Origin of the sequence: Pseudomonas arabinosi, from assembly GCF_047758675.1 — a bacterium.
Classification (GTDB): Bacteria; Pseudomonadota; Gammaproteobacteria; order Pseudomonadales; family Pseudomonadaceae; genus Aquipseudomonas; species Aquipseudomonas arabinosi.
Genome location: NZ_CP180480.1, coordinates 4,842,040 through 4,867,246, shown reverse-complemented (window position 1 = coordinate 4,867,246; position 25,207 = coordinate 4,842,040). Strand labels below are relative to the sequence as shown.

The following is a 25,207-nucleotide window of genomic DNA, read 5'->3' as shown; positions in this document are numbered from 1 at the left end:
GACTTGTATGAACGCACGCTCAGTATTGACCCTTGCCACGCTTGTATTGGCACCCCTGACCACCCAGGCACTGACACTCAACGATGACTTCAGCCTGGACATGACCCTGGGAGTTTTCAGCGACTACCGCACCCGTGGGATTTCGCAAACCCTGGGTGATCCGGCGGCTCAGGCCAGCGTCACGCTGGTGCACAGCAGCGGCCTGTACGTTGGCGCCTGGACCTCGAATGTCGATTTCGGCGGCGAGTTCAAGACGCGGCAGGAACTCGAGTATTACGCGGGCTACTACTGGCAGGCGACCGAGGCCATCAGCCTCGATCTGGGGTACATCAAGTACGACTATCCGAAGGAAGGCCAATTCAACCTGAGTGAGGTCTACGCCGTTCTTGACGTTTATGGCGTGAAGCTCGGCGCCAACTACTCAAACGATACGCCGAACTTCTTTGGCGAGGACCAGGACACCCTTTACACCTACCTCAGCTACAAAATCGAATTGCCGGCCGAGATCGGCCTGGACCTGCGCGTGGGTCGCAACGATGTCAAGGATCCGGCGTTCTGGTCCGCCAGCGGCGAAAGCCGTGATGCCTACACCGAGTGGGAAGCCAAGTTGACCCGTGACTTCGTGGGCGTGACCTGGGGCCTCAGCTACATCGATACCGACCTGTCGAAAAGCGAATGCACGAGCTGGTACGGCTATGGTGATTTGTGCTCCGCCACGGTGGTTGCCAGTGCCAGCAAGGCGTTCTAAGCGTTCGAGCCCACACAATAAAAACAAGCGCCTCAAAGGAAAACAACGTAATGACCAAGGTCAGCGATAGTCAGCAGCGAAGTCCCCTGATCGAGACACGTTCGATCGATTACATTCCCGAGGCCGAGCGTCATGGCAGCCTCTACAGCCAGTTCACCCTGTGGCTCGGCGCCAACCTGCAAATCACCGCGATCGTCACTGGCGCCCTGGCCGTGGTGTTGGGCGGTGATGTGTTCTGGTCGCTCATCGGCTTGCTGATCGGCCAGGTGCTGGGCGGCGCAGTGGTGGCCCTGCATGCGGCACAAGGGCCGAAGCTCGGGCTGCCGCAGATGATCTCCAGTCGCGTGCAGTTCGGGGTTTATGGGGCGGCCATCCCGATTGTGCTGGTGTGCCTGATGTACCTCGGTTTCAGCGCCACCGGTGCGGTGTTGTCGGGGCAGGCGATTGCCCAATTGATCCATGTCAGCGACAGCGCCGGCATCCTGATTTTCGCCTCGTGCATCGCGTTTCTGACGATCTTCGGTTACCGGGTCATCCACTTGGTCGGCCGGGTGGCCAGCGTGCTGGGCATCATTGCCTTCGTCTATCTGTTTACCCGGTTGATGACCCTCAACGATATCGGTCTGCTGCTGGAAAACCGTCACTTCGGCTGGAGTACTTTCCTGCTGGCGGTGTCGTTGTCGGCGTCCTGGCAGATCGCCTTTGGCCCTTATGTGGCTGACTACTCACGCTACCTGCCGAGCAAGACCTCGTCCTGGAAGACGTTCGCTGCCGTCGGGCTTGGAACGGTGCTGGGCGCTCAGGCGTCCATGGTGCTGGGGGTGTTCGCCGCGGCGTTGGCCGGTGCGAACTTCCGCGGTCACGAGGTGGCGACCATCGTCGGGTTGGGCAGCACCGGTGTGATGGCGTCCCTGCTGTACCTGAGCGTGGTGTTCGGCAAGGTCACGGTGTCCACGCTCAACGCTTATGGCAGCTTCATGTGCGTGGCCACCATCATCAGTGGCTTCCGCAGTCGTCTGGAGATCTCCACCCGGCAGCGCATGGTGTTTGTGCTGTTGATTGTCGCGGCATCCACCACGCTTGCGCTGCTGGGTCAGTACTCGTTTCTGAATACCTTCAAGTACTTCATCCTGTTTTTGCTGACCTTCTTCACACCGTGGAGCGCGATCAATCTGGTGGATTACTACTTCATCAACAAAGAGCGCTATGACATCCCGGCGTTGTCCGACCCGGCGGGTCGTTATGGTCGCTGGAACATGCGCGGGATCAGCGTGTATGTCGTCGGTGTATTGATCCAGCTGCCCTTCGTCGATACGCACTTCTACTCCGGGCCGATGGTCGCGCAGCTCGGCGGTGTCGATATCTCCTGGATCGTTGGTCTGGTGGTGCCGGGGATTCTTTATTACGGGCTGGCCAGGACATCAATGCCGGCGGTGGCCACTGCGCGGAGTTGAAAGGCCTTAAGGAGGAAAGCGGAAATTTGGGTGAGCCCAAAAAGATCGCAACCTGCGGCAGCTTCTGCAGGCTGCGATCTTTTGATCTACATTTCCCTTTTTCCGCTCATCCAACCAATCCGCAAGGAAACGATCAACATGGACATCCAGGCCCTGCGCGCCGACGCATCCCACCTCGATAAAATCGCCGGCCTGTTCGACGCCTATCGAGGCTTCTACGGCCAGCCGTCGAACCTGCCGCAGTCTCGCGACTTCATTGCCGAGCGCATTGCCCGGGACGAGTCCGCGATCTTCTTCGCCCAGGCCCCCAGCGGCGAGGCGCTGGGTTTCGTCCAGTTGTTCCCGACGTTCTCCTCCATCGACGCGCACCGTACCTGGCTGCTGGGCGACCTTTTCACAACCCCCGCCGCCCGAGGTCAAGGAGTCGGCACGTTGCTGATGAACACCGCGCGAGCCTTTGCATTGTTGACCGGCGCCAAAGGCATGGTGCTGGAAACGGCCACGGACAATGTCGGCGCGCAACGGTTGTATGAATCCCTGGGCTATGTGCGCGATACGGGTTACTACACCTACTGCCTCGATTTGAAACAAGGCTGAGCCAACCGCTGCCGGTTACCTCAACTCGTGCAGGAATGCCGCTTGGGCCTTGGGGCACGTGAGGATGCGGTAACGCGTGCTACGGGAAACATCATGGTCCCGAAAGCGTTCATACACCGCCTGGAAAACTTCACGGTTCAATTCTGAATGCTGATGCTTCAGGTAGCGTTCGCAGCACGCGTTGTAGTCTTCAACCGATATGAACGTGTTGAACCAGAAGCGATAGAAGTAACCCAGCAGAAAACCGAGGCTGAAGTCGTGATCCAGCACCGAATGCGCGCAGCATTCGAAATCGATCAGGCGCAGCCTGCCATCGGGGCCAATCAGGATGTTCTTGGGGTGCGGGTCCATGTGCACAAACCCCTCGACCAGCGTCTGCCCAAACAGTTGGAAAATGTCCGACATGGCCGAATGCAGCCACTCTGGGCGATGACTCCGACTTGGCGGACACAACGGACAGGTTGATGAATTCGTTGGTCAGGTCATGCAGCCCGAACACACGCTTGAGGCCCAGGAAATTCTGCAGCTGCTTTTTTCAGTGGGTCAGGCGGTTGTGTTTCAACACCCATTTTCGTTCACCTTCGAGCAGGAACACGCTGCGGGTTTCCTCGGGAATATCCAGCAATGCATGTTGATCCGGCTCGGCAAAAAAAACGCTGAAGCACCGTCACCAGTTCGTTCTGATCAGACGGATCGAGATGGAAGGTGACGCCAGCAATCTTTTGCTGATTCAGAGGGGAGGTAAGGTGTCTGAGGTGACGCACGCAAAGTCCCTGCTAATGCTTTGCGGTCCATAAAACGCCGGCAATCGAGCGCGACGCTTTGTCGTAATCGGCAGGACGCTGCAGACCCTTACTCACAGGGTTGATTTTTTATCGTTGGGTTGGCTAACCGGCGTCGAGACATGGAACAAGGTTTCACCTCGTATAAGAAGCGCGTGTCAGATGTCTAAACATCTCCACAGGATGCTTGTTTAAGATCCATCAAGGTTACTTCCTGAAAGCCACAAGACCTTGCGCCGTTGCCTACGGCTGCGCCAGAATCCGCCGGCTTGTGTGCCTTGGGGTCACTCGGTAACTTGATTCGTGTCACTGCCCATCAGTGATCGGGTTTCGCAGCCTGGGTAAACTCTAGACGCACAACGTCTACCGTCCGTGAGCAGACGCTTCATTAGGTCTGTCATTCATGTCATGGCGGCTGTGCGTGGGAGGCCTTAGGGTCTGCCGGGTTCCTAGAGTCCTGGTCTGCGAACCCGCGTACAGTTGCCACCTTTTATCGTTTCGCAGCGAATGGTGGCAGCTCCATTTCTCTAGGAGTTTCACTATGTTCAAGGTCACACCCAACCCACCGGACACCGATCCGGTCTCCCCGTACGAACCCGATTCAAAAAAACTCAACGAAGCCGCCGAGCGGGCTCTCAATTACCACTTCCCGTCAATTGCCGACATCAAAGCCACCCCGCGAACACGCAGCACCCTGTTTTACGTGGACCCAGAGGCCACGACCGAAACCCTGGCGGTTTTTCTGGTCGAAACCCTGGCTTCGATCGATGTGATGGTCCACGAGTTGGTGGACCTCCTGGAGGGTTGCTCGCGCTATTCCCTGTTGGGCATTTCCAACAGCGTCATGGTGGCTGAAATCACGGCAAACCGATTGCTGGATAAAATTGATCCACCTGCGTAAGTGCGGTCTGCTGTGGTGAGTGGGTAACTGACGTTGGGTTGGGCAGTTGTCACCTTTGGGGGGCCGCTGCGGGAGCAAGCTCCCTCGCCACAGGTTCTCGGTTGCCGTTGCTGACCGGTGATTGGGTTTTGTGTCAGGTCCGGGATGCCGTGTAATCGTTCATCGCGAGCAAGCTCGCTCCCACAGGTATTGCGGCGACTTCATGCCCGATTACAAGCCCTACGTCCTCGACGGCAAAACCATCATTGCTTCACCGCACATGGTTTATGGCCCGGAAACTAATGACCTGGCGCGGCAGCCGCGCAAATCATATTGGCGGGCATGGCGGCGAACCTGTGGAGTTTCTAAAGGCCAAATAGCTCAAGCGCGACCAGGCTGTACCTCGCGATGCGGGGCACAGCCTTGTCAATACAGGACGCTCTTCGGTTCTATGCAAACCCGAGAAACGACAGGATAACCACGACAACCACAACTAGCCCGACGATGTAGATGATGTTGTTCATGAATTCCACCTCTCAACCTGAATGGATTGCGAAACGTGGGCGGTACAAACCCAAGGTAGTGCACCTTTACTGGCAATTCCATTGCGCAACACACAGAGCTCCACTGCTCATTCTCAACCGCGCCACTCGACCTATAACCAGTATTCCCAGAGTCGTCCCATCTGCTCCTTGGCTCTCAAAACGAGCGAGCGGCGCTGCCATTTTTCCAGCTTGATTTCGTTCGACTTGGCCAGATCAGCCATGAATGCCGCCTGCATCTTTTTTCCAAATTCGGTGCCCAGTACAACGACGTTGACTTCATCGTTGTGCACGAAGCTGCGCCAGTCGAGGTTGGTGGAGCCGACAGTCGACCACACGCCATCGATGACGGCAGTCTTGACGTGGAGTAGGGCGTCACGGCGTTCGTAAAGTTTGACGTTGGCCTCCAGCAGCTCGCTGTAGTAGGCGCGTCCGGCATGGAACACCAGCCACGAATCGGTGCTGCCGGGCAGCACCAACTTCACGTCGACGCCACGTGCTGCCGCCTCCTTGAGTACCGCCAGCAACTGCGGATCGGGCACAAAGTAGGCGTTCGTCAGCCATATCTCGGTCTGCGCGCTGTGCAGCGCCGAAATCAACGTCGCATAGATCTGGCTGAACGGCTCATCCGGCGAGCTGCCGATGGCGCGAATCACTTCGGTGCCTTTGCGCTCCAGTGGTGGAAAGTAGTGGCGAGGCGCGAGTGGTTCACCTTTCTGTGCAGTCCAGGTTCCGATGAACAGCTTCTGCAGGTCCGCAACCACAGGCCCCTCGATGCGTAAGTCGGTATCTCGCCAGGGCAAATCACCCGTTGGGCGAGTCTTCGAGTGAGCGCTGAACGAGCCCCCCGAATAGACGCTGCTGATGTTGATCCCGCCGAGAAAGGCAATACGGCCGTCCACTATCAGCAGCTTTCGGTGGTCACGCTGGTTCACGTCCCAGCCCACTTTGGCCGTCGCCGGATTGACTGGGTTGTATTCCAGCACCTTGATGCCCGCTTCGGTCAATCGAGAGAAAAACGCTGAGGGTGTTCCAAGGGTTCCGACGCTGTCACGGATCAGATTGACCTGTACGCCTTTGTGTTGCTGAGCGATCAGTGCGGCGGCGAAACGCTGGCCGACTTCATCATCCTCGAGGATGTAGGTCTCCATGTTGATGTGGTCGCGCGCAGCTTCAATGGCTTTGATCATCGACTGGTAGGTGCTGGGACCGTCCTGCAGCAAGTCGACCTTGTTTCCTTCCGTTAGCGGGCTACCGGCAACGGATTCTTCAATGGCGAGGTGCACATCGAAGATGTTGGTCTCTGCGCCGCTGGTCTTGAGTCGGTCGAGAATGGCTTTGCTGCGCTCGGCTGACAGAGGTCCGTGTATCCCGTCGAGTTGCACGGGCGCAGAGGAAACGCGAGCCATGTCCGGCACTATCCTCGGCAAAGCACTGGAGCCAATCACAAAGGTCAGGAGCACAACCACGCCTAGCACCAGAGCAATACATGCACCCTTACATCGGGTTAGAAGGTTCATCTGGCTCCCTCTTGGCGAGGACGGTGATAGCGCTCTGTCCGGGCGCCTTGCGGACTGCGCAAGACGCCTTGATCGACGGCTTTCAGCGCTTGATCAGGGAAATTTTCGTTCCCTCGATACTGATCCCGGCCATTAACCCCTGCTGGTCGAAAATGAACGCGTAGGCATCGTCCTTCACTGTCGTGCTGGACAGATTCTTCGCCACCCCTTCATCAACCATTACAACGGTGGGCCCTACGCCGACTTCCCAGCCCTTGGTCTCACGAACATAATTCACGGCTTTGTCAGTCATCAGGAACACCGCATAACCATACGATTGGGCGCCTGCCTGCAGTCCCCAGGACCCGGTTACGGAGTTGTAATAATTCTCTACTTGCGAGCCTTTCATCAGCACGCCTTCGCCATAGCTGCCACCAAACACAAGGCCGGCCTTGATGATTTTCGGGAAGACCAGCACCGCTTTGGCTTTCTGCGAAATGTCTTTGGCAACGGGTGTGGCCTTGTAAAGCGTTTGCAACGCTTGCTTGGAGTCGGCATTCAGGTCCTCGGCAGTTGCCGCACCTGCATTGTTGAGGAGGCTCGCTGATGCCAATGAGGCTGTCGCGAGGAAGATCGATAGGAGGAAGCGCATTGACTGAGTCATTTTCGTACTCCGGTAAGGGAGCAGGGGATGGGAGCAGCAGTCAGCGCCTGCACCAGACAGGATCCGAACCTACTGAACGTTATCCGGCGCACCCTGATGTGTGTGAATTGCAAAACGTCGCTTTTGAATGAACCAGGCCCAAGGCCTGTGATCAGTCGCGACGCCATCAGAAGTTTGGACCACTGCGCAACGGCCGGGTTCGTTGTCAGAAACTGCTTTTGACTGTGGATTCAACCGGGCGATGCAATAGATTGGCTAAATCGTTCAGCGTCGATTTTTTTTCAACTAGCTGCATCCAGTTCGTCCTCCGGTGGGTAGTAAAGGTAGTAGCCACAGCTGCTGAACTGATCACCTTTCTGGAGAGATGTGTATGAACGCTAAACGAGTCCTGGGCATTGTCAGTGCGACGCTTGCTGCCACCTGCTTCTTGGTCACAGTGCCAGCTGCCTATGCACAAACAGGTCTGCCCGACAGCATCAAGGTCCCTGACGGCCACAAGGTCGCGCTGGAGACCGTGGGCGTGGGCGAAATCACGTATGAGTGTCGCGACAAAGCGAACACCGCCGGCCAGACTGAATGGTTTTTTGTCGGGCCCAAAGCGGTACTGAATGATCGCAGCGGCAAACAGGTCGGTACCTACTTTGGGCCGCCTGCCACCTGGCAAGCCAAAGACGGCTCTAAAATCACCGGGACGCAACTGGCTGTTGCACCCTCAGGTACCGGCGACCTCCCTTACCAGTTGGTCAAGGCCAACCCCGCTGAAGGCAAAGGTGCAATGAACGGTGTCAGCTACGTTCAGCGGGTGGCCGTTAAAGGAGGGGTAGCGCCCATGAGCGAATGCACCGCAGCAAACAAAGGCAAACGCGAGGTAGTGAAATATCAGGCTGACTATATTTTTTGGGCGGCCAATTAAGACAACCATCAGAACAGGTAGCGCCCAAAGTCGTCTACGCTGCTCCGATGGAACCCCAGCCCTAGGGCTGGGGTATTTACTACCTGCTGGCGGCTGAATAACTTGTCCTTACCAGAGCCCTGTTTTGACTATGAAACCTGCCTGATGGCTTGCGCCCGAGGCGAGCAGCAGGCATTGCGGGATTTGTATGAGCAGGAAAGTGATCGACTTTTGGGGGTTGCCAAGCGAATCGCTCGCGATAACACCTTGGCCGAAGACATCGTGCACGATGTCTTTATCAAGATATGGACTCGTGCCGCCACTTTCGATCCGGCACGAGGCTCTGCGCGTGGCTGGATCTTCAGCGTGACGCGGCATATGGCGCTGAACTTCATACGAGATAACGCCCGGGAGGTGCAAGTTAGCGAGCACAGCGAAATGTCACTGCAAGCTTTAGTGTCTATGGAGACATCGACAGAGAGTGTGGACACCTTCGATTATCGAACTCGTTCAGGACGTATTTATGTGTGCCTTGAGCAACTGGAGCCGGTGCGTCGCAACTGCATCCTTCATGCATATGTAGATGGCTGTTCGCATGCAGAAATATCGCAGAAACTGGGCGCCCCACTAGGGACCGTCAAAGCCTGGATCAAACGCAGTCTGGCGGCCTTGCGCGAGTGCATGGGATGACCATGAATCCACAGGATGACAGCCCCGACGACATTGACGAACTGGCGAGTGAGTATGTGTTAGGCACGCTGCCGGCCGAGCAACGCAAAGAGATTCAAAAGCGTCTCGCTAAGGAGGCGGATTTGCGAGATGCGGTAGATGCGTGGGAACAGCGTTTGCTTGCGTTGACCGAACTGGCCGACCCGCAGAACCCTAGCCCGCTGCTATGGCGACGAATCGAGCGCAGTTTGAGTAGCGATGTCCGGCGAGCCCCCCGAGTGACGACCACCGTGAAGCCGATCTCGTGGTGGAACCTCCTTCCGCTATGGCGTGGGCTCGCGGGAGCAGGTCTCGTCGCAACGCTGTTGCTCGGAACAGTAATGCTGACACGAACCGCGCCGGTGAATCCGACCACCTACCTGGTTGTTCTAGTGGCTCCGCAGAACCAGGCACCCGGCTGGGTCATTCAAGCGAGCAACCCAAAGGAAATCCAACTGATACCTTTGGGGGTAGCGCAAGTCCCAACCGACAAAGCACTTGAATTCTGGACCAAAGCGGACGGCTGGCAAGGACCGGTGTCCCTTGGATTGGTCAAACCTGGGCAAACGCTTTCTGTCCCTTTGGATAAATTACCGCCACTGGAATCCAACCAGCTCTTTGAATTGACGCTGGAGAACCCCAATGGATCTGAGACTGGCAAACCCACTGGACCGGTGCAGTTCATTGGTCGGGCCGTTAAAGTGATCTGACCACGGGCGTCTTTATCCGAAAAACCAGTAACACACCAGCAGCCCGACCGAGCCGAAGTACACCGCCAGCACATAGAAAGTGGTCTCGGTGCTGCGCCGCCGGCGCGTCTCAATCAAAATATTCTGCTCTCGTTGGACAGGCTAAGTCATCGCTGCACACGAATTCTTAGCCACGCCGCCCTTTGCGAGCGATATCGGCCGATTTTTGTCTGTCTGGAAGGGATGCAAACGGCTGCAATCGACCCTGGCTGCGTGAAAATGTATGCCCGTTTTGAAGTCTGCGTCGCTACGTAAAGTCGGCCAGCGTTTGGTTTTCAGCTGGCCGTAAGTTTGCGCAGGGATGACTTTCATTGCAGCCCTGATGCGTAGCAACCTTTCGGTACTCGGTCTCTCAGTTGAGGCCTTTGGACGTTGACATAAACAGCGGCTAACGCAGGACACAGCCGCTCAAACAATTGCGCTATCGCGGCGTTCATGCACTCCAATCGACATTATTACCCGTGAGCTATTGGCCATGTTGATAGCTTGTATAGTTCGCTGGCAAGGAATAGATTTGACCCTTCAGGGCCTTATCTAGCCACCTGCCAAAGGGAAATTGCAGTGACTTACTCAAATTCTCTCGACTACAACCTTATCCATTGATCTCAATGGCGCTCATTTTTCTGTTGTCTGATAGTAACCACTAATACGTTGGGAAGTTGAGCGTCAGTCCAGTGAGGATTACCGAATGCGAGTGATGATTCTGGATGATGACCCCTGGATATCAGATCTTTTAAAACAGCTTGTGTTGAGCATCCGTCCGGTTGCCCAAGTCGATTGCTTTACCAATGTCGCCAGCGCTTTAGACGCTTGGCAGCCAAGCACCTATCAGTTGGTTATGGCCGACTGGAATCTACCGGATGCCCCCGGCGTCAACCTGTTGCAGAAAATTCGCGAAAAAGATCAAGACACGCCGCTGATCATGATTACCGGACGCGCTGATCGAGACAGTGTGCTGGCGGTAAGGTCGCTGAGGATCAGTGCCTTTTTCACCAAGCCATTCCAAGTGGCGCGCGTCGTACAATGCCTGGACGCGCTCCTTCCTCTTGATGAGCCTCCCCGAGCGACCACTGTCAACACTGAAGACCTGATTAGCTATCTCAGTGGTTTGTCTGCGGGCGAGTTGGACTTGCCTTTACTGGCCTCCGTAAAGGACAAGCTTCATCTTGGCTATGGCGGGGCGTTAATGGATTTGCGAGAGCTCGCCAAAGATTGGCAGTATGACCCGGCGCTATGCGCCCACTTGATCGCCGCAGCCAACGGTGCCGCGTATCTCGGGCTCGGCGAGCCATGCACGAACTTGAACGGTGCCCTGACACGGTTAGGAGCGCTTACCAGCGTGAATCTGGCGATTAGCCAAGCCTTGCGACAGACCAATACTCAACCTGACGGCATGCTGATGACGTTCATCCAGGCGCATTTGGATGATGCTGAGCGTTTGGCTGAAAGGGTTGATCTGTTGGCTCAACAATGTGGTCTGGACCCTGCTCCCCTGCAGACTGCAGCTCTGCTGCACCGTATGGGCGAACTCTGTGTGCTATACCAAACTCAGAAATGGGAGAACCAGGGCAATAGCGTGGACGAAGAAACACTCATGCACGCAGTCCGCGATTTTGCAGCGCCTTTTGCCGTTCGCTTAAAAGCACGCTGGGGGCTGCCTATGGTTCTACGTGAGTTGATAGGCGCTATTTATGCGTTGCCTCCCATGCAAGTTCGCCGCGAACAAGTGGTGATGCGCCTTGCCGCCGCCATGAACAAGGGGGAACCCGAAGCAGACGTTGAAAGACTTCAACGATTAGCCGGCCTGGCTTGAGCCTGACTGGGATTGGCAGGCTGGGTGTTCTGGCGCAGATAGAAGCTGTTCAGGTTTGCTTGTTGTTAAACGCAAGGGATTTACCGGGAGCAACGGAATGCGCGACAAGACGTTTAGCCTCAAACCAGTCGTCCTGATCGTCGATGACCAAGTCACCGACCTGAGAATTCTCAGCGCTGCAGTGCAAGATTTAGCTGAAGTCTATATCGCCCAAAGTGGTCAGCAGGCACTTGAGATTGCTCGTCAATGCAGGCCCGATGTGGTGTTGCTCGACATCGAGATGCCAGGCATGAACGGTTTCGAGGTGTGCCGGGCGCTGAAGTCTGATCCGGAACTGTTGGACGCCGCGGTCATTTTTGTAAGCGCTCATACGCAGACCGACAAGGAGCTTTTCGCTCTGGAGTGCGGTGCAGTGGACTTCATTCAAAAGCCGCTGAATATTCCGGTTGCCAGAGCCCATATCAAAGCTCATGTCGCCTTGCGCAATGAGGCCAAGAGGCTCGCCAACCACGATGCACTGACTGGGCTACCCAATAGAATCCTGCTGCAGGATCGTACCGAGCAGGCGTTACAAAAGGCCCGTCGCAACAATGGCCGTGTGGCGATGTTGCTGCTTGATCTGGACAACTTCAAAGCAATCAACGATTCGATGGGGCACTCGGTTGGTGACCTGGTGTTGCAAGAGGTGGCATCGCGATTATCGCGATCCTTGCTCGTCGAGGATACCGTCAGCAGGCAAGGAGGCGACGAGTTCATCCTCCTCCTGCCCGAAGTGGTCGGCTTCGATGCCGTCGGCGACTTCGCTGAAAGGGTGCTCGCCACACTCTCCAGTCCTTTTTCAATCCAGGCAAACCGATACGACCTTAGCGCAAGCATCGGCATCAGTGTGTTTCCTGAAGATAGCGACGATATGGAATCACTTTACCGGCATGCCGACGCGGCCATGTACCAGGCGAAGCTTGCAGGTCGTAATCGCTATTGTTTTTTCTCTTCGCATATCGAGAGCAGCATGCGTGCCAGGCACCTGCTTGAGCGCCATATGCGCAACGCTTTGGAAGAGGGTGTCTTTGAGGTCTTTTACCAGGCGAAGATTGATGCACGGCATAACCGGGTCATTGGAATGGAGGCGTTGATCCGATGGCGCAACCATGACGGCGCTCTGGTCTCGCCTGCCGATTTCATTCCTCTGGCAGAAGAAACAGGCCTGATCATTCCGATTGGCAAACACGTGCTGCTCCAGGCCTGTAAGGACACGAGGGTGCTTCGTGAACTGGGCCATGACATTTCTATTAGCGTAAACATCTCTGTCGTGCAGTTTCGCGAGGCAGCCTTTCTGGCCATGGTGAAAAGTATCCTCGCCGAATCTGGTTTAGAAGGACAATTTCTCGAGCTGGAGATTACCGAAGGGGTGCTGGCAAGAGACATTGATAACGCGCGAGAAACCCTTTGTCTTCTCAAGACGCTCGGGGTTCGCATTTCGATCGACGACTTCGGCACCGGTTATTCGAGCCTGGCTTATCTCAAACGGTTTCCCATTGATGTTCTGAAAATAGATCAGAGTTTTGTGCGAGATATGCTCACCGACAAAAGCGATTCGGCAATCATTGTCGCGATCATCAAGTTAGGTCAGGCGCTAGGTCTTGAATTGGTGGCCGAAGGCGTAGAAACCCAGGAACAGGCCGATGCGCTTCTGGAGCAAGGCTGTCAGATCATGCAAGGTTATCTGTATTGCCGTCCTGTTCCCTTTGCTCAAATATCGTCATTTTTATCCTCTGGACTCAACGTTAATGTTGCGCATATGAGCTAAGTTGCAGACGCCTCCAACAGGGTTCTAACTTCAATATCGAAGGCATGAAGGTCTTCTGCAACGGGACAATGCGAGTGAGAAAATTCAAGTTTTTTGCATTGAACCGGGGAGTCGCCATCACTCTGGCGGTGGGGCTGGGGGCAAGCGTCCTGGGCGGTTGGACCCTTGAACGCATCAACGAGCAGCAGGCTCAAGAAGCGATTGCAGCGGCTACCGAGGGGGCCGCAGAGTTGGTTTTAACGCGTCTGAATCTTTACCAATACGGTTTGCGAGGGGCTCGTGGCGCTGTGCTCACCGCCGGCGAGTATGGCATTAGCCGCGAAGTGTTTCGCCGATATCACAGAACCCGTGACCTCGCTACCGAGTTCCCTGGCGCCAGTGCCTTTGGTTTTGTCAGGCGCGTACCGGAGCGCAATGAAGGCGAGTTTCTCAAGTACGCTCAAGCTGACAGCGCAGCGGATTTCTCCATTCATCAATTCTCAGTCCATTCAGGAGAGCGCTACGTTGTCCAGTATGTCGAGCCGGCTGAGGGTAACCAGCCTGCAATTGGCTTGGATATAGCGTCGGAAACATCGCGGCGAGAGGCTGCCCAATCCTCGATACAGAGCGGTATGGCGCGGATCACCGGGCCCATCACCCTGATACAGAGCAACGCGATACCACGGCAATCTTTCTTGCTGTTGATGCCCGTTTTTCGCGGCGGAGTGACTCCGGCCTCCGCAGCCGAACGAGAAGCAGCCGCTTTTGGCTGGAGCTATGTGGTATTGCAGACCGAGGAAGTACTTAGAGGTTTGCGCATAGAAAATGAGGCGGTGCATCTGCGATTGAGGGACGTCACCGTCCCCGGGCAAGAGACGCTGTTTTATGAAAGCACCGACGACTCGGCTAGCCGCAAAACGCTGATGACCCATCAGCTGGAGCGCGAGGTCTACGGGAGGCGGTGGCAAATCGAACTCGGCGCGAATCCGCTGTTCATCCAGCGTCTGCATCAGGTCTCACCGAAGGTCGTTCTGTTTTTGGGTGGTTTTCTCACGCTTCTTCTGGCGACTCTGGCGAGTGTCGTGAGTGTCAGTCGTCAACGTCGGCGGCAGATACTGGCTGAACAGGCAAGACTGGCCGCCATCGTTGAAAGCTCGGCGGAGGCCATTATCGGAAAAACCCTCGATGGTGTCGTCACCAACTGGAACAAGGGCGCCGAGAACCTGTTTGGTTATACCTGCGAGGAGGCAGTGGGCCAGACACTGGCCAACTTGATTGTTCCTGCGCAGCTTGTCGATGAGGAAGCGCATATTCTTGCGCGCATCAGGGCGGGGGAGCGTATCGGCAGCTTTGATACTCAACGCCATCACAAAGACAACCGAATGATCGATGTCTCTGCCAGCATCTCACCCATTTATGGGGAGGGTGGTCGTGTTGTTGGAGCCTCCAAAACGTTAAGGGATATCTCGGCGAAAAAAGCAGCAGAGGCCAAAATTCTCGAGCTCAATTCCAACCTGGAGGAGCAGGTTGCGCAGCGAACGTCCGAGTTGCGGCATCTCAATCTGTTGTTGGGTGCCGTGCTGCGCTCGGCCACTGAAGTCTCGATCATTGCGACAGACCTCGAGGGTGTCATCCGTGTGTTCAATAAAGGCGCCGAGCATTTGTTGGGGTATGACGCCGATGAGTTACTGGGTAAATACACACCGGCGCTCTTCCATATACCTGAAGAGGTCACTGCTCGGGGCGTAGAACTGAGCGAGGAGTATGCTCAGGTAATCGATGGGTTCCGTGTATTTACCCATAGACCCGAGCATGAAGGCGCAGAAACCCGGGAGTGGACGTACGTACGCAAGGATGGCTTGCGGTTTCCCGTCACGCTGGTGGTCACCTCCATGCGCGATGACGATGGGCAATTGAACGGCTACTTGGGTATCGCGGTAGACATTACCGAGCGCAAAGCGGCAGAAAAAGGGCTGGCAGCGAGCCTGGAGACAACCCAGAAACAACGCAGCGAGCTGATGGCGGTGCATGATCAGTTGCTGATGGCCGCTGAAGTGGCAGAGCTGGGCGTCTGGTCCTGGACATTGGCGGATAATGCCTTGCAGTGGAATGACCGAATGTTCGAGTTTTACGGTCAGCCACAGACGTTGCGTGATAACGGTCTGAATTATCAGCACTGGTACTCGCGTGTTCACCCCGAGGATGTCATGGCTGCGGCGGCAAGGCTGAACGCCGCTGTCGATGGGGTTGATACGTACGACACGGTGTTCCGCGTTGTGCGCCCGGATGGCCAGATCCGCTTTATACAGGCCGGCGCGCAGATCGAGCGCAGCCCGAACGGTGCGGCATTGCGTGTGACCGGGATCAATCGGGACATCACCTCCCAGCGCGAACTTGAGGCCCATCTGCTTAACGCAAAAGAACAGGCCGACATGGCGAGCGCAGCCAAGTCGGCCTTCCTCGCCAACATGAGTCATGAAATCCGCACGCCAATGAACGCCGTGCTGGGCATGTTGCAGTTGGTGCAGAACACGGAGCTGGACGGACGCCAGCTCGATTATGTGACCAAGGCCCAGACCGCTGCGAAATCATTGCTGGGCTTGCTCAATGACATCCTGGATTACTCCAAGATTGAGGCAGGCAAGCTGCAACTCGATATGCACCCGTTTGAACTCGAGCCGCTCATGCGTGACCTCGCCGTGGTGCTGGCAGGTAACCAGGGGCAGAAAGTCGTCGAGGTCATGTTCGACCTGGACGTCAATTTACCCAACGACCTGATAGGCGACAGCCTGCGACTGCAACAGGTACTGATCAACCTGGCGGGTAATGCTCTCAAGTTCACTCTGGAAGGTCAGGTCGTGGTCAGCGTTGAACAACGGATGCGCGTGGAAAATGCTGTGACCTTGCGCATCGCCGTTTCTGATACCGGCATTGGGATCAGCCCGGAACAACTTAAGCGCATTTTTGAGGGTTTCACTCAAGCCGAGGCTTCAACCTCCCGGCGCTTTGGTGGCACCGGTCTGGGCCTGGTGATCTGCAAGCGGTTGGTCACCTTGATGGGCGCAGAGCTACGGGTGGAAAGCCAACAAGGTGTCGGCAGTCGCTTCTGGTTCGATATCACTCTGGATACAGCGCCGACGTCAGCCCTGAGGGCTACCCGCCCAGAGGTCGATGTATCCATACGGATATTGATCGTCGACGACAACGCCACGACGGCTAAATTGTTGTTACGAACCGTTGTGGCATTAGGATGGACGGCCGACCACGTAAGTGGCGGTACGCAAGCGTTGGAGTGGGTGAAGAGCGCCCAGTTGCGAGGTGAAGCCTACGACGTGGTACTGATGGACTGGCGGATGCCCGATATGGATGGATTGCAAGCTGCGCACTTGATCCACCAACAGAGTCACGGTGTGTCACCGCCCATGATCATTATGATCACGGCGTACGGCCGTGAAGTGTTGGCCGACGCCCACAAGGCCGGGGACGCGCCCTTTGTAGGGTTTCTCACCAAACCGGTCACCCCCAGGCAGTTATCCGACGCCATTGCGCAAGCATTCAACGGCACTGGTCTTCTGCATTCTTCCCTTTCCCGGCCTACGGTTGACCGGCCGCGGCGCCTGGCCGGGTTACGGCTATTGGTGGTAGAAGACAACATGCTCAATCGCCAGGTAGCCGATGAGTTACTGACACGGGAAGGCGCTCAGGTGACGCTGGCCGAAGGCGGGCTGGAAGGTGTGAGCAAGGCGATCAATGAGCGTGTGCCCTTCGACGTCGTATTAATGGATATCCAGATGCCGGATATTGATGGCCTGGAGGCGACTCGCCGCATTCGATCGAACCCACGCTGCGCTGCGCTGCCGATTGTGGCAATGACCGCAAATGCCTCCAGCTCCGACCGTGAGGCATGCCTTGCGGCCGGGATGAATGAGCATGTTGGCAAGCCTATCGATCTGGAACAACTTGTCGCAACCCTGCTCTTTCAAGTAGGCCGCGAGAGCAGCCAGGCATATTCAGGTCAGGGGCAAACCCTGGCGCGAGAAGGCGTCAACGATTCTCGTGCATCAATCATTGATCGATTTGGCGGTGACCTCGAGTTGATTTGCAACGTGCTGAAAAACTTTGGCCGCGAGTTGGAAAAACAGCTTATCCGGTTGCACGATCAGATCCAGCAACGAGACGCGTCTGGGGCCGCTTTCGTACTCCATTCCATTAAAGGCAGCAGCGGCACCATGGGAGCCAGGGCGCTGTCGCTGCTGGCTGGCAACCTGGAGCACACACTACAACACGGGGATGCAACTTCTGTCGCGAGCCTCTTGGCTGACCCAACATGGTTTGACGAACTTGGCACGTTGCTGCGGCAAAGCCTTGAGCAGATGAATGTCGACTTTGGACAAAGCCCACGAGCAGAGATCAGTACAACCCAGGAAACAATGGAGCCGACGCAATGGAAAGAATCGTTGAAGGAGATTTTGATATTGCTGGAAGCGGGTAACCTTCAAGCCATAGAGCTGGCAGCTGCTTTGGTGTCAAAAACGCCGCCATCCCTGCGCCCACAGTACGACGAACTTGTTGTCATGGTGCAGTCGCTAGACTTTTCTGCAGCGATGCCGGTTGGTCGTAACCTGTTGAGATCTGCCTGATGGAACCGTTAATGGACCTGGTTGCCTCATCACCTGAGCGTCCAAAGCTTCTCATTGTCGACGAAGTGATGGCTGCGTACTGCCGAGGTTTTCTAATTCGTTGAAGAAGGGCGGGTGGTGTTTTTCTGCGGCGCTGGAATCTCCTGCCCGGCTTACTTGCCAGGTTTCAAAGCTCTGGTGAAAAGTTGCATAGCCAACTCGCAGTGGTTCCAAACCATAGTGGCTTGACGATTCAAAAGGATCATCAAACGACGGATTTTCTAATCCTCCCTGACAAAAGGAGGAATGGCGATGAACCGTTTCCTCAACCACTGATGAAGCTCGGCTACGGCCCGCGATACTTGCCCACGGTGGGGGCAGGCGAAACTCAGAGGGTACACGTCACCGGGAAAATCGGTCAGCAGCACCACGAGCCTTCCCGCTTGCACGTCGTCGCTGACATCCAGCCAGGATTTGTAGGCGATACCTTCACCCTCCAGTGCCCAGCGGCGCACCACATCGGCGTCATCGCTGAACAACGGGCCGGCGACTTGCACCGTTTGCGTGCCCAATTGCCAGCGGTCATGCAGTCGGCCGCTTTGTAGGTAGGGCAGGCACGTGTGACGCAATAGGTCTTCTGGCGTTCGTGGCGCGGTACGGCGTGCCAGATAGTCCGGCGACGCCACCAGTACCCGGCGGTTCAATGGAACTAGGGGCAGGGCAATGTAGTTGGCGTCTTCGTTCAGGCCATAGCGGATGGCCACGTCCACCGGGTCGCGAAACAGGTTGCTCACTTGGTCGGAGAGCAGAAAGCGTAGGTTCAACTCAGGATGCAGGTGCCGAAAATCCGTGAGCCACGGCAGCAGGATATTGCGTCCCAGATCAGACGGGGCGGCGATCTGCAGGGTACCGCGCAGTGGTGCATTGTCACCGCGCAGGTTCGCCCGTCCTTGCTCCAGGTGCTCGAGCACTGACCGAGCCGTGGGCAAGTATTGCTCGCCTTCAGCGCTGAGGCGCAGGCTGCGCGTAGTACGGGTAAACAGGCGCACCCCCAACTCCCGCTCCAGCCGCTTGATAGCGGCTGAAACCTGCCCCGGCAGCAAATCAGCTTCGACCGCCGCTGCGGTAAAGCTGCCCAGGGCGGCGCTGCGCAGGAACAGCCCAAGATCATCGATACGAATCATTTTCCCTCCGGCAGTGAAAGTGTTGCTGCATTGTGTTGATTTTTCTTTGTAGTGGGAAAGGTAAAGATGCACGCAACCCCATCATCAATGAGTTGTCATGAAAGCCATTGCCTTTACCGAGCACGGTCTACCCATCAACGACCCGCGCTCCCTGCAAGACGTGAACATCGCCGCACCTATGCCAGGCCCTAGGGATTTACTGGTGGAAGTGGAAGCGGTTGCGGTCAACCCGGTGGACACCAAAGTCCGTTCCGGTAGCTTCGCCAAAGAACCGAAAATACTCGGCTGGGACGCGGCCGGCACCGTGCGGGAAGTGGGCGCCGACGTCAGTTTGTTCAAGCCTGGCGACAAGGTCTACTACGCCGGCTCGCTGACCCGGGCAGGCAGTTACAGTGAACTGCAGGTAGTGGATGAGCGCATTGTCGGGCACCGGCCGCAGTCGTTGAGCGCTGCCCACGCTGCTGCCTTACCGCTGACATCGATTACAGCCTGGGAATTGCTGTTTGATCGCCTAGGCGTCAGCGAAGGCGGCAGCGATGGCGATGTATTGCTGGTAGTCGGTGCTGCCGGCGGTGTGGGGTCGATGCTGGTACAACTGGCCCGCGAGCTGACCGGCATGACCGTGATTGGTACCGCTTCGCGCCCGGAAACCGTCGACTGGGTCAAGCGCATGGGCGCCGACCATGTGATCGACCATCGCCAGCCGATGCTGGCCCAATTGCAGGTTCTGGGGATTGGCGAGGTCAGTTATGTGGCCAGCCTGACGCATACCGAGGAGCACCTGGCGCAATTGATCGAAGTGTTGCGCCCTCAGGGTCGCCTGGGGGTGATTGATGATCCACGCAGTCTGGATGTGATGCCACTCAAGCTCAAGTCTCTATCCCTGCATTGGGAACTGATGTTCACCCGCTCACTGTTCGAAACCCCGGACATGATTAACCAGCATCACCTGCTCAATCGCACTGCCCAACTGATCGACCAAGGCATTTTGCAGACCACACTGGGTGAGCATTTTGGGGTTATAAATGCCGCCAATATGCGCCGCGCCCACGCGCTGGTCGAAAGCAACAAAGCGCGAGGCAAGATTGTTCTAGAGGGCTTTGCATGAACACCTTAATCAGATCGATGGGCTTATCGTTACTGGTGTTGTTGATCGGCGGATGCGGCAGCCAACAGCCGACCCTTTCTTCTGACGGAACTACCGCTATGCAAAAATCATTGATATCCATCGCCGTACTCAAGGCCAAGCCAGGCAAACAGCAGGCGCTCAAACAAGGCTTGTTGGCGTTGGTTGAACCAACGCGCACCGAGCCCGGTAATCTTGACTATGTGCTGTTTGAGCTGCGCGATGAACCCGGCACTTTCTACATGCGCGAAGCGTTCAAGCACCAGGCGGCCCTCGACGCGCATTTTGCAACGCCGTACTTCAAGCAATTTGCGGCAACCGCCGATAGTTTGCTCAAGGAGCCTTTGCAACTGATCTTCCTTGAGCAGGTCTCGAACTAGACAGCCTCATTCCACATGCCGTCTTGTGAATCGCTCCTGATTTCTCAGACACATCGAATGTCTGCTCCTGGCCGATAGTTGTAGGCCACGAAGGTCCGCTACTGACCAACGTGGTCGATGACCCCAAAAGAAACGCCAGGCAACGCCAAACTCAAACGCCCCATCCCTCCCGCACAGCCCTTCGAATCCCCTCCAGCAACATCGCAAACGCCGGGTTGTCATTGTTCTCGCGCCAGATCAAATGCAGCTCGCTCTGCACACCTTCGCCCAAGTCGATATCGTGAAACACCACGTTCTTGAACACCACGCTGGTGGCACAGCGAGGCACCAGGGCCAGGCCCATGCCGGCGTTGACCAACGCCAGGATGGTCAACGATGAACCGAGCCATTGCACGTATTCCGGGGCGACGCGGGCAGAGCGGAGCATGCCGGTCAGCAGTTCGTTGAACGGCGGGTAGGCGGCGTGGGAGTACATCAGGAAAGGCTGCGCATCGAGGTCTTTGACCGACACGGTTTCTGTACTCGCCAGCCGATGATTGTTCGGCACCGCCAATACAAACGGTTCACGCACCAGGCATTCGGTGGCGTATCCCGGCTCCAGCAATGGCGCTCGAACGATGCCCAAGTCAATACGACGGGCACGCAGGGCTTCATGCTGCTGGTAGGTGTTCATCTCCGTCAGGTCAATTTTCACATGCGGCTGTTTGAGCCGCGCTTCGGCGATGACCTTGGGCAGGAATTCATACACCGCGCTACCGACGAAGCTGATGTTGACCGAGCCGATGTCGCCCTCGGCAAAACGGCGGGCGGTGACGGCGGCTTGTTGGGCGCGCTCCAGCAGGTTCTGCGCTTCGATGAAAAACGCGCGGCCGGCGGCGGTCAGGGCGACGCTGCGGGTGGTGCGGGTGAATAGCTCGACACCCAGGTGATGTTCCAGCAGTTGAATCTGTCGACTGAGAGGCGGTTGAGTCATGTTCAACCGTTCGGCGGCACGGCGGAAATTCAGTTCGGTCGCCACGGTGGTGAAACAGCGCAGTTGAGTCAGTTCGAACATTGATCTAATTCCGGTATCAATCGAATGCCAAGTTAGATTAGACGGGATCAATACCTGCGTCCATCATCGGCCTGTCCCTAAAAAAACAATGATTGGGAGTTGCCCCTTGAATACCGTCCAGAGTCCGCCGGACCCGAATGTGCTCGCCCGCGCAGCGGCCAAGGTGAAGCGCCATGTGTTGCCGCTGTTTGTGGTGATGTTCATCGTCAACTACATCGACCGCGTCAACATCGGCTTCGTGCGCAGTCACATGGAAACTGACCTTGGCATCGGCGCAGCCGCCTATGGCTTGGGTGCCGGATTGTTCTTCATCGGTTACGCGATCTTCGAAGTCCCCTCCAACATGCTGTTGCAGCGCTACGGTGCTCGCGCCTGGCTGACGCGCATCATGTTCACTTGGGGCGCAGCGGCGATGGCCATGGCGTTTGTGCGCGGCGAAACCAGCTTCTATGTGCTGCGTTTTGTCCTCGGTGCAGCCGAAGCAGGCTTCTTTCCCGGCATCATTTACTACTTCACCCAATGGCTGCCGTCGACTGAACGCGGCAAGGCCATGGCGATTTTCCTCAGCGGTTCGGCCATTGCCTCGGTGATCTCCGGTCCCGTCTCCGGCGCGCTGTTGAACGTCAGCGGTTTCAGCCTGCATGGCTGGCAGTGGATGTTCTTGATCGAAGGCTTTGCCTCGATCGTGCTTTGTGGGTTCGTGTGGTTCTGGCTGCAATCCCACCCGCGCGAGGCGAAATGGCTGAGCGCCGAAGAAAAAGACGCACTGGTTGACGCCATCGCGCTGGAACAACAGGCCCGCGAAGCCACACAAACTGTCAAACCGTCGATGTTCAAGCTGCTGGCCGACAAGCAAATCGCGCTGTTCTGCTTCATTTACTTTTCCATCGCCCTGACCATCTACGGCGCCACGTTCTGGCTGCCGAGCATGATCAAGAAAATGGGCAACCTCGGCGACTTCCAGGTGGGCCTGTTCAACTCGATTCCGTGGATCATTTCGATCATTGCGATGTATGGCTTCGCCGCCATGGCCAGCAAATGGAAACACCAGCAAGCCTGGGTAGCCTTGACCCTGGTGATCGCCGCGTTCGGCATGTTCATGTCCACCACCGGCGGGCCGATCTTCGCCTTCGTCGCCATCTGTTTTGCCGCCATTGGTTTCAAGGCCGCCTCGGCATTGTTCTGGCCGATTCCGCAAGGTTATCTGGACGCTCGCATCGCCGCTGCGGTGATCGCCTTGATCAACTCCATCGGCAACCTCGGCGGTTTCGTCGCCCCGACGGCGTTCGGTTTCCTGGAGCAAAAAACCGGTTCCATCGAAGGCGGCCTCTACGGTTTGGCGGCCACGTCACTGGTCGCGGCTGTGGTGATCTTTTTCGCTCGCACCGCACCGCGTGGCGACGTCGCAACGCCTGAAAAATCCATCAGTCATCCAGTCTTGAGTTCACGTTCAAAGGGAGCAGCTTCTTGAAAATCAAACGAGTCACCGTCACCCCAATCGCTTTCCGTGATCCGCCGCTGCTCAACGCCAGTGGTATCCACGAACCTTTTGCGCTGCGCTCGATCATCGAGATTGAAAGCGACAACGGCTACATTGGCCTGGGTGAAAGCTACGGCGACGCCCCGGCGCTGTTGATCCAGCAGCAACTGCAAGACCAACTGATCGGCCTCGACCCGTTCAACCTCAATCAGCTGCGCCGCATCGTGCAAGCCACCGTGGCGGCGAACAAACCGGCGAGCATTGCCGGTGCGGAACTGGCGCCAGGCTCCCACGCCAGCAAAGCGGTGAGCAACGCGTATTCAGCGTTCGAAGTGGCGTTCCTGGATTTGCAAGCGCACTCGTTGAACGTGCCATTAGTGGACTTGCTGGGCGGTGCGATTCGCGACGAGATTCCGTTCAGCGCCTACCTGTTCTTCAAGTATGCGCAGCATGTCGATTCACCCTACAAACCTGACAGTTGGGGCGAGGCGCTGAACGAAGAACAGATCGTCGCCCAGGCGCGGCGCATGATCGAAGCCAACGGTTTCAAGAGCATCAAACTCAAGGCCGGCACGCTGCCGCCGGAGCACGAAGTGTCGTGCATCAAGGCGCTGAAAAAGGCTTTCCCCGGTTACCCGTTGCGCATCGACCCGAACGGCAACTGGTCGCTGGAAACTTCGATTCGCATGGCCGAACTGCTGGGCGATGACCTGCAATATTACGAAGACCCGACACCGGGCCTGGACGGCATGTCCGAACTGCACAAACGCACCGGCCTGCCGCTGGCGACCAACATGGTGGTCACCGACTTCGATGAGTTCCGCCGCAGTGTGGCGTTGAACAGCGTGCAGATCGTCCTCGCCGACCACCATTACTGGGGCGGCCTGCGCGACACCCAGGCGCTGGCGAAAATGTGCGACACCTTTGGCCTTGGCGTTTCGATGCATTCCAACTCGCACTTGGGTATCAGCCTGATGGCGATGGCGCATGTCGCCGCCGCTGTGCCCAATCTGGATTACGCCTGCGACACGCATTACCCGTGGCAGGAACCGGATGAAGAAGTGATCAAGGGCGGCAAAATACCCATCGTCGATGGCTGCGTGAAAATCACCCGCGCGCCCGGGTTGGGCCTGGAGCTGGATCACGATCAACTGGGCAAGCTGCACGACCAGTATCTGACGTGCGGCATTCGTCAGCGCGATGACGTGAAACAGATGCAGCGTTACAAACCGGAGTGGAAGGCGGTCAAACCGCGTTTTTGATCAGGGAAGTAGTGCACAGGCGCTCGATCTGCGCCTGCTCCCAGGTGCTGAGCAAACTGACCGGGTCAGTGCCGTAACGTTGCCAACTATCGAACTCACCCACGCGGCCGTCCGGGCTTTGGCAACGTTGGCAGTGGCGCAGGTGATTGCCGTCGAAGTCGAGGGTCAGGCGCCAGCCCTCGATATCGACCTGTACCTGGCCCGGCTCGGGTTGTTCGTCGAGGCGCTTTAAATGCCGAACTTCCAGCGCGGCGTCGCGCAATTGCTGGTAAACCTCGCGGGTGGTCAGGGGCGGCACTGATGTCTCCGGTGAAATCGTGGCAAGCGTAGGTTCGGGGTACACAGGATAGAGTGTGCGCTTGAGCCTGTCAGCGGATAGCGGGCGCGTCGAGTTTATTCGACGGTCTGCGGGCGCCGGGCAGGCTGACCTTCTTCCTCTCGAAGCTCACGGCTCATGTCGTTGCAGCTTTGCGACCAGTCTGTCAGCCACGTCGGCATCGGCGGCGATTGTTCTGACAAGCCCAGCTCCCGGGCGTACTCGCCAGGTGCAACCGTGCCTTTGGTAGAGCGGAACAGACCCCGCATCACCACGACGCCGACCACGCGTCCCTTGCTCACGAAGCGGTGTTCCATAAAGCTCCACTTGTTGTCCCAGCCAAGCATCCTGGTGTGAATCTCGAAGGCTTCGAACAGTTTCAGCTCACGACGAAACTTGCCCCAAGTATCGCCAACGATAGGCACCGCCTTATTACGCAGCGCCACCCGGAATGCACCGCTGCGCAGCACGTAGTCCATGCGTCCGATATCGGCCAGGGTGAAATACCGGCCGTTGGTAACGTGTCGGTTGAGGTCGAGATCGAGCGGCCAGACGCGCATGTGGACAATGGTGGTGGCCAAGGCGTCAACGGGCTTGCGCCACGGACGACGAAACAGCATGAGGAAAAGTCGGAACCAGAGATTCATAAGTACGCCGTTGATTGAATGACCG

Annotated in this window: 22 protein-coding genes and 2 pseudogenes; 16 read left to right on the top strand and 8 right to left on the bottom strand. The window is 56.9% G+C overall.

Features of this window, described 5'->3' with window-relative positions:
* Positions 1-7 precede the first annotated feature (7 nt).
* The 3 genes from ACMXYJ_RS22725 (at position 8) to ACMXYJ_RS22715 (ending at position 2,799) form a co-directional block, all read left to right on the top strand.
* Positions 8-748, top strand: coding sequence for a TorF family putative porin (locus tag ACMXYJ_RS22725; RefSeq protein ID WP_415757022.1), 741 nt, complete (start codon positions 8-10; stop codon positions 746-748).
* A 50-nt stretch (positions 749-798) separates the two neighbouring features.
* Complete coding sequence (locus tag ACMXYJ_RS22720; protein ID WP_415757021.1) at positions 799-2,202, top strand: purine-cytosine permease family protein; 1,404 nt, start codon at positions 799-801, stop codon at positions 2,200-2,202.
* Positions 2,203-2,340: 138 nt separating this feature from the next.
* Positions 2,341-2,799: a GNAT family N-acetyltransferase gene (locus ACMXYJ_RS22715; protein ID WP_415757020.1), complete on the top strand. Its 459-nt coding sequence runs from the start codon at positions 2,341-2,343 to the stop codon at positions 2,797-2,799.
* A gap of 15 nt (positions 2,800-2,814) precedes the next feature.
* Here the strand turns inward: ACMXYJ_RS22715 and ACMXYJ_RS22710 are convergent, their stop codons facing one another.
* On the bottom strand, positions 2,815-3,204 hold the full coding sequence (locus ACMXYJ_RS22710; protein WP_415757019.1) for a phosphotransferase family protein: 390 nt from the start codon (positions 3,202-3,204) through the stop codon (positions 2,815-2,817).
* A 79-nt stretch (positions 3,205-3,283) separates the two neighbouring features.
* Here ACMXYJ_RS22710 and ACMXYJ_RS22705 point away from each other — a divergent pair, with 79 nt between their 5' ends.
* The 3 genes and pseudogenes from ACMXYJ_RS22705 to ACMXYJ_RS22695 all read left to right on the top strand — a co-directional run.
* Positions 3,284-3,508 carry a hypothetical protein gene (locus tag ACMXYJ_RS22705; protein WP_415757018.1) on the top strand — a complete coding sequence of 75 codons (225 nt, stop codon included), beginning with the start codon at positions 3,284-3,286 and terminating at the stop codon, positions 3,506-3,508.
* Positions 3,509-4,122: 614 nt separating this feature from the next.
* A complete protein-coding gene (locus tag ACMXYJ_RS22700) occupies positions 4,123-4,482 on the top strand; it encodes a DUF6124 family protein (RefSeq protein ID WP_140894202.1) in 360 nt (119 codons plus the stop codon).
* Between the two features lie 196 nt (positions 4,483-4,678).
* Positions 4,679-4,818 (top strand): annotated as a pseudogene (locus ACMXYJ_RS22695) (cysteine hydrolase); the annotation flags it as partial.
* 298 nt (positions 4,819-5,116) lie between these two features.
* On the opposite strand, the gene cls reads toward ACMXYJ_RS22695, so the two are convergent.
* Complete coding sequence (cls, locus tag ACMXYJ_RS22690) at positions 5,117-6,523, bottom strand: cardiolipin synthase (RefSeq protein ID WP_415757017.1); 1,407 nt, start codon at positions 6,521-6,523, stop codon at positions 5,117-5,119.
* 82 nt (positions 6,524-6,605) lie between these two features.
* Positions 6,606-7,166 carry a YSC84-related protein gene (locus ACMXYJ_RS22685; protein ID WP_415757016.1) on the bottom strand — a complete coding sequence of 187 codons (561 nt, stop codon included), beginning with the start codon at positions 7,164-7,166 and terminating at the stop codon, positions 6,606-6,608.
* Positions 7,167-7,536: 370 nt separating this feature from the next.
* Here ACMXYJ_RS22685 and ACMXYJ_RS22680 point away from each other — a divergent pair, with 370 nt between their 5' ends.
* From ACMXYJ_RS22680 to ACMXYJ_RS22670, 3 genes are all read left to right on the top strand, one after another.
* Positions 7,537-8,079, top strand: coding sequence for a DUF3455 domain-containing protein (locus ACMXYJ_RS22680; RefSeq protein ID WP_415757015.1), 543 nt, complete (start codon positions 7,537-7,539; stop codon positions 8,077-8,079).
* Between the two features lie 144 nt (positions 8,080-8,223).
* Entirely contained in the window at positions 8,224-8,748 is a 525-nt protein-coding gene (locus ACMXYJ_RS22675) for a sigma-70 family RNA polymerase sigma factor (protein WP_415760792.1), read from the top strand.
* Positions 8,745-9,476 (top strand): anti-sigma factor, encoded by a 732-nt coding sequence (locus ACMXYJ_RS22670; RefSeq protein WP_415757014.1) that lies wholly within the window; start codon positions 8,745-8,747, stop codon positions 9,474-9,476. The genes ACMXYJ_RS22675 and ACMXYJ_RS22670 overlap by 4 nt, the downstream gene beginning before the upstream one ends.
* A 12-nt stretch (positions 9,477-9,488) precedes the next feature.
* Here the strand turns inward: ACMXYJ_RS22670 and ACMXYJ_RS22665 are convergent.
* Positions 9,489-9,593: pseudogene (locus ACMXYJ_RS22665) on the bottom strand (hypothetical protein); the annotation flags it as partial.
* 610 nt (positions 9,594-10,203) lie between these two features.
* On the opposite strand from ACMXYJ_RS22665, the gene ACMXYJ_RS22660 reads away from it, so the two are divergent.
* The 3 genes from ACMXYJ_RS22660 to ACMXYJ_RS22650 all read left to right on the top strand — a co-directional run bounded on the left by ACMXYJ_RS22660 (position 10,204) and on the right by ACMXYJ_RS22650 (position 17,754).
* Positions 10,204-11,328 (top strand): response regulator, encoded by a 1,125-nt coding sequence (locus ACMXYJ_RS22660; RefSeq protein WP_415757013.1) that lies wholly within the window; start codon positions 10,204-10,206, stop codon positions 11,326-11,328.
* A gap of 97 nt (positions 11,329-11,425) precedes the next feature.
* A complete protein-coding gene (locus ACMXYJ_RS22655) occupies positions 11,426-13,135 on the top strand; it encodes a two-component system response regulator (protein WP_415757012.1) in 1,710 nt (569 codons plus the stop codon).
* Between the two features lie 68 nt (positions 13,136-13,203).
* Positions 13,204-17,754, top strand: coding sequence for a PAS domain S-box protein (locus ACMXYJ_RS22650; RefSeq protein WP_415760791.1), 4,551 nt, complete (start codon positions 13,204-13,206; stop codon positions 17,752-17,754).
* A 260-nt stretch (positions 17,755-18,014) separates the two neighbouring features.
* On the opposite strand, the gene ACMXYJ_RS22645 is transcribed toward ACMXYJ_RS22650, so the two are convergent.
* A complete protein-coding gene (locus tag ACMXYJ_RS22645; RefSeq protein WP_415757011.1) occupies positions 18,015-18,917 on the bottom strand; it encodes a LysR family transcriptional regulator in 903 nt (300 codons plus the stop codon).
* A 97-nt stretch (positions 18,918-19,014) separates the two neighbouring features.
* On the opposite strand from ACMXYJ_RS22645, the gene ACMXYJ_RS22640 reads away from it, so the two are divergent.
* Together ACMXYJ_RS22640 and ACMXYJ_RS22635 are read left to right on the top strand one after the other, a co-directional pair.
* The gene (locus ACMXYJ_RS22640) at positions 19,015-20,025 is read left to right on the top strand and encodes a zinc-binding alcohol dehydrogenase family protein (RefSeq protein WP_415757010.1); all 1,011 of its coding nucleotides are present in this window, start codon (positions 19,015-19,017) and stop codon (positions 20,023-20,025) included.
* A 98-nt stretch (positions 20,026-20,123) separates the two neighbouring features.
* Entirely contained in the window at positions 20,124-20,423 is a 300-nt protein-coding gene (locus ACMXYJ_RS22635; protein WP_415760790.1) for a putative quinol monooxygenase, read from the top strand.
* Positions 20,424-20,574: 151 nt separating this feature from the next.
* Here ACMXYJ_RS22635 and ACMXYJ_RS22630 read toward each other — a convergent pair whose 3' ends face one another.
* Positions 20,575-21,477 (bottom strand): LysR substrate-binding domain-containing protein, encoded by a 903-nt coding sequence (locus ACMXYJ_RS22630; protein WP_415757009.1) that lies wholly within the window; start codon positions 21,475-21,477, stop codon positions 20,575-20,577.
* Between the two features lie 106 nt (positions 21,478-21,583).
* Here ACMXYJ_RS22630 and ACMXYJ_RS22625 point away from each other — a divergent pair, with 106 nt between their 5' ends.
* Both ACMXYJ_RS22625 and ACMXYJ_RS22620 read left to right on the top strand, forming a co-directional pair.
* Entirely contained in the window at positions 21,584-22,948 is a 1,365-nt protein-coding gene (locus ACMXYJ_RS22625) for an MFS transporter (protein ID WP_415757008.1), read from the top strand.
* Positions 22,945-24,219 (top strand): glucarate dehydratase family protein, encoded by a 1,275-nt coding sequence (locus ACMXYJ_RS22620; protein ID WP_056743766.1) that lies wholly within the window; start codon positions 22,945-22,947, stop codon positions 24,217-24,219. The genes ACMXYJ_RS22625 and ACMXYJ_RS22620 overlap by 4 nt, the downstream gene beginning before the upstream one ends.
* On the opposite strand, the gene ACMXYJ_RS22615 is transcribed toward ACMXYJ_RS22620, so the two are convergent.
* Together ACMXYJ_RS22615 and ACMXYJ_RS22610 are read right to left on the bottom strand one after the other, a co-directional pair.
* Positions 24,203-24,517 (bottom strand): DUF7693 family protein, encoded by a 315-nt coding sequence (locus ACMXYJ_RS22615; protein WP_415757007.1) that lies wholly within the window; start codon positions 24,515-24,517, stop codon positions 24,203-24,205. The genes ACMXYJ_RS22620 and ACMXYJ_RS22615 overlap by 17 nt on opposite strands.
* Before the next feature lie 95 nt (positions 24,518-24,612).
* Complete coding sequence (locus ACMXYJ_RS22610) at positions 24,613-25,182, bottom strand: acyl-CoA thioesterase (RefSeq protein ID WP_415757006.1); 570 nt, start codon at positions 25,180-25,182, stop codon at positions 24,613-24,615.
* Positions 25,183-25,207 lie beyond the last annotated feature (25 nt).

Bases quoted from the DNA above. Each gene is read 5' to 3' on its own strand.
- ACMXYJ_RS22725 (WP_415757022.1), top strand. From the start codon at position 8: ATGAACGCACGCTCAGTATTGACCCTTGCCACGCTTGTATTGGCACCC.
- ACMXYJ_RS22720 (WP_415757021.1), top strand. From the start codon at position 799: ATGACCAAGGTCAGCGATAGTCAGCAGCGAAGTCCCCTGATCGAGACA.
- ACMXYJ_RS22715 (WP_415757020.1), top strand. From the start codon at position 2,341: ATGGACATCCAGGCCCTGCGCGCCGACGCATCCCACCTCGATAAAATC.
- ACMXYJ_RS22710 (WP_415757019.1), bottom strand. From the start codon at position 3,204: ATGTCGGACATTTTCCAACTGTTTGGGCAGACGCTGGTCGAGGGGTTT.
- ACMXYJ_RS22705 (WP_415757018.1), top strand. From the start codon at position 3,284: ATGCAGCCCGAACACACGCTTGAGGCCCAGGAAATTCTGCAGCTGCTT.
- ACMXYJ_RS22700 (WP_140894202.1), top strand. From the start codon at position 4,123: ATGTTCAAGGTCACACCCAACCCACCGGACACCGATCCGGTCTCCCCG.
- cls (WP_415757017.1), bottom strand. From the start codon at position 6,523: ATGAACCTTCTAACCCGATGTAAGGGTGCATGTATTGCTCTGGTGCTA.
- ACMXYJ_RS22685 (WP_415757016.1), bottom strand. From the start codon at position 7,166: ATGACTCAGTCAATGCGCTTCCTCCTATCGATCTTCCTCGCGACAGCC.
- ACMXYJ_RS22680 (WP_415757015.1), top strand. From the start codon at position 7,537: ATGAACGCTAAACGAGTCCTGGGCATTGTCAGTGCGACGCTTGCTGCC.
- ACMXYJ_RS22675 (WP_415760792.1), top strand. From the start codon at position 8,224: ATGGCTTGCGCCCGAGGCGAGCAGCAGGCATTGCGGGATTTGTATGAG.
- ACMXYJ_RS22670 (WP_415757014.1), top strand. From the start codon at position 8,745: ATGACCATGAATCCACAGGATGACAGCCCCGACGACATTGACGAACTG.
- ACMXYJ_RS22660 (WP_415757013.1), top strand. From the start codon at position 10,204: ATGCGAGTGATGATTCTGGATGATGACCCCTGGATATCAGATCTTTTA.
- ACMXYJ_RS22655 (WP_415757012.1), top strand. From the start codon at position 11,426: ATGCGCGACAAGACGTTTAGCCTCAAACCAGTCGTCCTGATCGTCGAT.
- ACMXYJ_RS22650 (WP_415760791.1), top strand. From the start codon at position 13,204: ATGCGAGTGAGAAAATTCAAGTTTTTTGCATTGAACCGGGGAGTCGCC.
- ACMXYJ_RS22645 (WP_415757011.1), bottom strand. From the start codon at position 18,917: ATGATTCGTATCGATGATCTTGGGCTGTTCCTGCGCAGCGCCGCCCTG.
- ACMXYJ_RS22640 (WP_415757010.1), top strand. From the start codon at position 19,015: ATGAAAGCCATTGCCTTTACCGAGCACGGTCTACCCATCAACGACCCG.
- ACMXYJ_RS22635 (WP_415760790.1), top strand. From the start codon at position 20,124: ATGCAAAAATCATTGATATCCATCGCCGTACTCAAGGCCAAGCCAGGC.
- ACMXYJ_RS22630 (WP_415757009.1), bottom strand. From the start codon at position 21,477: ATGTTCGAACTGACTCAACTGCGCTGTTTCACCACCGTGGCGACCGAA.
- ACMXYJ_RS22610 (WP_415757006.1), bottom strand. From the start codon at position 25,182: ATGAATCTCTGGTTCCGACTTTTCCTCATGCTGTTTCGTCGTCCGTGG.